General features: G+C 65.7%; 5 protein-coding genes and 1 pseudogene. 1 reads left to right on the top strand and 5 read right to left on the bottom strand.

Going from position 1 to position 6,000, the window contains the following annotated elements; all coding sequences use genetic code 11:
• Nucleotides 1–83: 83 nt before the first annotated feature.
• Nucleotides 84–185 (top strand): annotated as a pseudogene (locus ACP7AG_RS12675) (hypothetical protein); the annotation flags it as partial.
• A 62-nt stretch (nt 186–247) separates the two neighbouring features.
• On the opposite strand, the gene ACP7AG_RS12670 reads toward ACP7AG_RS12675, so the two are convergent.
• The 5 genes from ACP7AG_RS12670 to ACP7AG_RS12650 form a co-directional block, all read right to left on the bottom strand.
• Nucleotides 248–1,558: an outer membrane protein transport protein gene (locus tag ACP7AG_RS12670; protein ID WP_426031188.1), complete on the bottom strand. Its 1,311-nt coding sequence runs from the start codon at nt 1,556–1,558 to the stop codon at nt 248–250.
• Nucleotides 1,559–1,830: 272 nt separating this feature from the next.
• Complete coding sequence (locus ACP7AG_RS12665) at nt 1,831–2,739, bottom strand: SDR family NAD(P)-dependent oxidoreductase (RefSeq protein ID WP_426031186.1); 909 nt, start codon at nt 2,737–2,739, stop codon at nt 1,831–1,833.
• Nucleotides 2,740–2,925: 186 nt separating this feature from the next.
• A complete protein-coding gene (locus tag ACP7AG_RS12660) occupies nt 2,926–3,930 on the bottom strand; it encodes an HlyD family secretion protein (RefSeq protein WP_426031184.1) in 1,005 nt (334 codons plus the stop codon).
• Between the two features lie 20 nt (nt 3,931–3,950).
• Nucleotides 3,951–4,700, bottom strand: a complete 750-nt coding sequence (locus ACP7AG_RS12655) for an ABC transporter ATP-binding protein (protein WP_426013399.1) — start codon at nt 4,698–4,700, stop codon at nt 3,951–3,953.
• Complete coding sequence (locus tag ACP7AG_RS12650; protein WP_426013397.1) at nt 4,697–5,899, bottom strand: ABC transporter permease; 1,203 nt, start codon at nt 5,897–5,899, stop codon at nt 4,697–4,699. The genes ACP7AG_RS12655 and ACP7AG_RS12650 overlap by 4 nt, the downstream gene beginning before the upstream one ends.
• Nucleotides 5,900–6,000 lie beyond the last annotated feature (101 nt).

Genomic DNA, 6,000 nt, shown 5'->3' with positions numbered 1-6,000 from the left:
GGCGGCCAGGGCGTTCACCGAGGCGGCGCGGGCATTGTGGACCACTGTCGGGCAGGGCTGATCTCCACGTCCCCCTATGGTGGAGGCGGCCGAAGGCCGGTGGGGGGAGTGTTGGGGCGTCACATTATCTGCCGATAGCTCCCCCCTCCGTCGGCTTCGCCGACACCTCCCCCCCGAGAGGGAGGACTTAGAAAAACGGCCGCCCGGGTTGCTCTGGGCGGCCGCGTTCTAGCCAATCAGGCCAAGCTTAGAAGCTGTAGCGCAAACCGGTCGAGATGACCGCCGCCGAACCGCCGACGTCGCCCCTGAGGTTCAAGGTCGTCGCCGCCGCAGTGCCGGCGAAGATCGTTTCGGTGCGGTTGATCTTGGTGTCTTCGAAGGTGATGTACGACAGGGCCGCATCCCACTTGATGGACGGGGTCGCTTGCCAGGTGGCGCCGGTGGCATAGACCATCCGGTCGCCGTCCGGTACGCGGGCGGTGCGGCCCAAGTCCGGGGTCGGGGTCGGGTCGTACTGCACGCCGGCCCGCAGGGTCAGCTTCGGCGAAGCCTGGTAGTCGACGCCGACCGCCACCGTGGTGGTGTCCTTGTAGTTCTGGGCGCTGACATTGCCGCCGCTCGGATAGGTGACGACGATCTTGTCGAACTCGCTCCAGCCGATGCGCGACACCGACAGGTTCAGGGTCGTCTTGTCGTTTACCGCCCAGCGGGCGCCGACATTGGCCATCCACGGCGTGGTGATCGTGGCCTTACCGTCGGTGTTGACATTGGCGCCGGCCAGCGGACCCACCAAGCCCGAGACCACGACGTGGCCATCCAGCTTGTGATCGATCTTCGAGCGGTACGACGCGCCGAAGGTCAGGGCCGGCGAGGCGTGGAACTGGGCGCCGACGTTCCAGCCGTAATCCCAATTGCCATCACCCTTCAGCGATGACGAGCCATCGGCCAGCAGGGGCGACAGGTTCGGCAGCGCCGAGGTCAGTTCGGCGTCGGTATATTGCGCCGAAACACCCATGCCGAGGTCGAGCATGTCATTGAGGCGATAAGCCACCGCACCATTGACGTCGATCGTGGTCAGGCTGGACTTCAGGGCGTCGTAGCGGGTCCAACTGCGGGTGTTGTAGTCGGTGGTGAAGTTGTAGGGCGCGGCCGCGGTCAGGCCGACGGCCAGCTTGTCGGTGATGCGGAAGGCCGCGGCGAAGTTGGGCACGACGCCGTTGTTGATCGGGCCAGGCGAACGCGGCTCGCCGCCGACCGGGGTGGTCAGGCCGCCGGGGATCACGGGACGGGTCAGGGTCGAGCCGCTGTCATTGACGTCGGAATCGACTTGGATCAGGTGCAGACCGCCATAGATCTCGCTCTGTTCGAGACCGGCGATGGCGGCGGGGTTCCACCAGAGGCTGGCGGCGCCGCGGTCGGCGACCTCGCCCGAATAGGCGCGACCGGCGCCACGCACCGATTGTTCCTGGAGATAGAATGCCGAAGCCGAGGCCTGGGAGGCGACAACCATGGCGGCAAGGGCCACGCCGGCGGCGAGGCAAGTACGCGAGAGAGACATGAGACGACCTTCTGGGGAGGAAGAGCCGGCGTCCTTGGATGGCGCCGATTGGCGTCGCTCTAACGCATTTAGTCAAAAACCGTTGCTATTTATTCCTGTAACAATGAATTTTGTGCCCTGCGTTCAAAGAACGCCTGACTTTAAAGCCGTTACTTATTTCGTCGTTATGTCAGAAAGTGCCATAGTTGCCTGGAAAAGGCGCGATGTGGCTAGCCGTAGGGGGCTGTTCCTTGGCCACAATCGCGCCCTATTCAACTTAAGCTCAAGCTAACCTACCCGCCAGCCATCTTGCGGAAGAACTTCTGGCCCTGTTCGCCGCCGTTGAAATAGGCCTTCTGGCCATCCTCTGCGGCGATCTGGCCCCAGCAGTCGCGCACTTCTTCGGCCGACAATCCGCCTTCACCCAGATAGACGCCTTCGGTCTCGTAGATCCGCGACAGGGCGAAGGCGCCGGCGCCGGCGGTCAGGATCGCGCCCGTCGGGGCGTCTTCCGACACCAGATAGACGACACCCGGCGTCACATATTCCGGCTTCAGCTTCTCCAGCACTTCGGGCGGCATCAAACCTTCGGTCATGCGGGTGGCGGCGACCGGGCTGATGGCGTTGATCTTTATGTTGTTCTTGGCGCCTTCCAGCTTCAGCGTGTTCATCAGGCCCAGAACCGCCATCTTGGCCGCGCCGTAATTGCTCTGGCCGAAATTGCCATACATGCCCGAGGACGAGGTGGTGACGACGATGCGGCCGTAGTTCTGGGCCTTCATGATGTCCCACACGGCCTTGATAGGCTTGAAGGTGCCGAACACATGGACCTGGATCACGGCCTCGAAGTCGGCCAGCTCCATCTTGGTCAGGGTTCGATCGCGAAGGATGCCGGCGTTGGCGACGAGGATGTCGATCCGGCCCCACTTTTCCATCGTGGTCTTCACAAGATCAGCGACGCCGGCGTCGTCGGTAACGGAAGCGCCATGGGCGATGGCCTCGCCGCCCGCGGCTTCGATTTCCTTGACCACGTTCAGGGCCGCGTCAGATGAGCCGCCCGAACCATCGACACTGCCGCCCAGATCATTGATCACGACCTTGGCGCCGCGCCGCGCCAGCTCCAGCGCATGCTGTCGGCCCAGGCCGCCGCCGGCCCCTGTCACGATCGCCACCTGACCGTCGAACCGGATGTCGTCCGCCATGTTCGTATCTCCCTCAAACGCGTGTTTGGTTTGGCGCGTTTGTGCGGCGCGAGAGACAGAGCGTCAAGAGAGGCGTGTCCTCCGAGGGACCGCTGTGCGGGCGCCTCGGGATGAGGAGCGCTGTTGCTCTGGATTCCTCATCCTGAGGTGCGAAGCGAAGCCGAGCCTCGAAGGACGCACCGCGCGCTACGCCTTCTGCTTTTCGCCCCCGGCCACCGGCGGCTTAGGCTGGTCGCGCTTGATGCCGGCCTTTTGGCCCGGCTTCATGAACTTGACCAGCACGCGCTGGCCGACCAACAGCGGGGCGCCGTCGGCGGTGACAACCACCTCGACCACGCGCTCGTCGCTGCGCTGGCTGGGGTCGTCCGAGGACAGCTTGCGCGCCCCGAACACGACGGCTCGTCGCAGCACCTTGCCGACATAGGTTTTGGTGGGATCGCCCTCGGGCTGGATCTCGATCTCCTGGCCGACGGCGACATTAGGGATGTCTGCCTCGACGATCTCGGCGCGGACGATGCGGGCGGTCTGCGGTTCCAGGTCGAACATCGGAGTGACGTTCAGGGTCGAGACGCCGGCCCCGGGATTGGCGTAGCGGCGGGCGATGCGGCCGTTCGCCGGGGCGCGGATCACCGTCAGTTCCTGGTTGTAGCGGGCCTGGGCCAACTGGGCGGAGGTCACCTGGATGGCGGCCTGCTGGGCGGCGATGTTGGCGTTGGCCGCGGCGATCTGGTCCTGGGCCGCGTCGAGCCGCTGGCCGGCCACGAAATTGGCCGTCGACAGGGTCTGCAAGCGCTTGAATTCGCGCTGGCCGGTGCGCAACTGCACCTGATAGACGGCGATCTGGGCGCGGGCCGAGGCCAGGCCGGCCTCGGCGGTGGCGGCGGCCAGGCGGGCGTCGTCGTCTTCCTGCTTGGCCAAGGGCTGGCCGGCGACCACGTCCTGGCCTTCCTGCACGTACACCTCTCGGACGATGCCCTGGCGGCGCGCGGCCACCTGGATGATTCCGCCCTCAACGTCAGCCTTGCCGTTGGCGATGGCGCCGTAGGGGCTGGGCTCCTCCTGGGCGGCGGCGATCTCGAGCTTCTTCTTCTTCTCCGCCGCCTGGCCCTTCATGAAGAACACGCCGCCGACCACGGCGGCGATGAGCACGATGACGATCCAGAAGGCGGGACGACGCAGGAACGCGGGCATTTGGCAGTTTCCCCAGAAAGTCAGTGGCTAAGCGGCGCGGGATTGGCGTCGGGCGTTCTACGCACGTCGTCCAGGATCCGGCCGTCTTCGATGTGGATGACGCGGTCGGCATAGGCCTCGAGCCGCGGGTCGTGGGTGACGCAGATCACGGCCGCGCCGCGATCGGTGGCGGCGGCGCGCAGCAGGCGGATGACGATCTCGCCGCTTTTCCCGTCTAGCGCCGAGGTGGGCTCGTCGGCGAAGATCAGGTTGGGGTTCTTGGCCAGGGCGCGGGCGATGGCGACGCGCTGCTTCTCGCCGCCCGACAGTTCCGACGGCCGCTGGTTGACGCGCGGGCCAAGGCCCACCTCTTCCAGCGCCGCCTGGGCGCGGCGGGCGCATTCGCCCTTGCCGACACCCTGGTACTTCAGGGCCGTCATCACTTGCTGCTTGGCGGTGAGGGCGGGGAACAGGTTGAAACCCTGGAAGATGAAGCCGCAGTGATCGAGGCGGAACTTGTCGATCTTGCCCGCCGGCAGCTGCCACAGATCCTTGGCCTCTAGCGCCGAGACCTTGCCCTCGTCGGGACGAAGCAGGCCCGACAGGGCGGCCACCAGGGTCGACTTGCCCGAGCCCGACGGCCCCATGACCATGGTCACGTCGCCATGCTTGGCGTCGAAATCCACGCCCTTGAGCACCTCGATGAAGGTGCGGCCGGTCTTGAAGCGCTTGACCAGTTGCGTGGCCGAGAGGGCGCTCTCGCCGCGCTTGTGGCTGTGATCGGCGATCATCGCAGGAGGTCCGCAGGTTGGCTGTTCTTCAGGACGCCCAGCGACAGGAAGCCGGACAGCATGGCGATCAGGATCAGGAACACCGCGACCACGCCGACCAATACGGGTGGGAAAGACATCGGCACGCCGCCGGCCGTGGCGACCAGCGAAACCAGCCAGGTCAGCAGGGCGGAGGCGAACACGCCGACGATCCCGACCCAGAAGCTAAGCTCCAGGACGATGTTACGCAGGTCGCCGATCGACACCCCCAGAGCGCGAAGCGAGGCGAACTCCTTGATATTGGCCATGATCGCGCCGCGCAGGGTCTGCCAGGTGATGACCACCCCGATCAGCAGGCCCAGGAAGGCCGAGAAGCCCAGGATAATCCCGATGATCTGGTCGTCGAGCATGGCCCCGGAATTGGCGTCGGCCAGTTCCTGGCGGGTCCAGGCGCGAAACTGGCCGTCGCCCTTCTTGTTGAGCTGGGCGGCGACGATCTCGGAGCGGGCCGGATCGCGGATCTGCACCATCAGCGGGCCGACGCGCTGGCCGGTGTCGGCCTCGCCCAACATCCGCAGGGTGTCGCGCGACATCACCAGCGTCGGTTGGATAATGTTGGGATAGCCGGTGGTGACCACGCCTATGGTGACGGTCTTGCCGTTGTAGATGGCCTTGTCGCCCTTCTTGACCCCCAGGCGCTTGAGAGCGGTCTGATCGACCGCAACCGCGAACGGCTGGCGCAGGGCCTCGATCATGGTCTCGCTATAGTCGGTCGGCACGGTGACGAAGCCCGGAATCGCGTCGATCACCGTGACGTTGACGAACTCGCTCTTGCGACCGCCGCCAGCGACCTTGTTTCCGCCCTTGGCGGCCTGCTTGGCGCGGGCGTCGGCCTTGGCCTGGTCCTCGGGCGACAGGATGTTCTGGAAACGGCCGCCGGAGCCGTCGAGGGGCGCGACCTGAACGACCTCGGGGTGGCTGTAGACCAGGGGGATCATCCGCCGAGGCAGGCCAGAAGGGCCGCCGAACAACGCCTTGGCGCCGGGGCCCAACACCATGATGTCGGCGCGGGAGCGGTCGATCTGGGCGGTGAAGCCCTTGCCGATGCCGACGAAGATGCCGACCTGGGCCAACACCAGCAAGCCGGAGAACGCCAGGGCGACAACAGCCGCCATGTATCTACGCCACTCGTACAACAGTGTGGCCAAGGCCAACGACATGCGCGCTACGCTCCACCCCAATCAAGGGTTGCAGCAATGGACGGCGATCTTCAAGCGGCCAAGTTAAATCGAGGTAAGGCGAGCGAAGCGCGTTCCGCGAC

The organism is Caulobacter sp. DWP3-1-3b2 (assembly GCF_049896325.1).
In the GTDB taxonomy this organism is placed as follows: domain Bacteria; phylum Pseudomonadota; class Alphaproteobacteria; order Caulobacterales; family Caulobacteraceae; genus Caulobacter.
The sequence above is the reverse complement of the archived record's forward strand: the minus strand, read 5'-3'. Positions and strand labels throughout refer to the sequence as shown.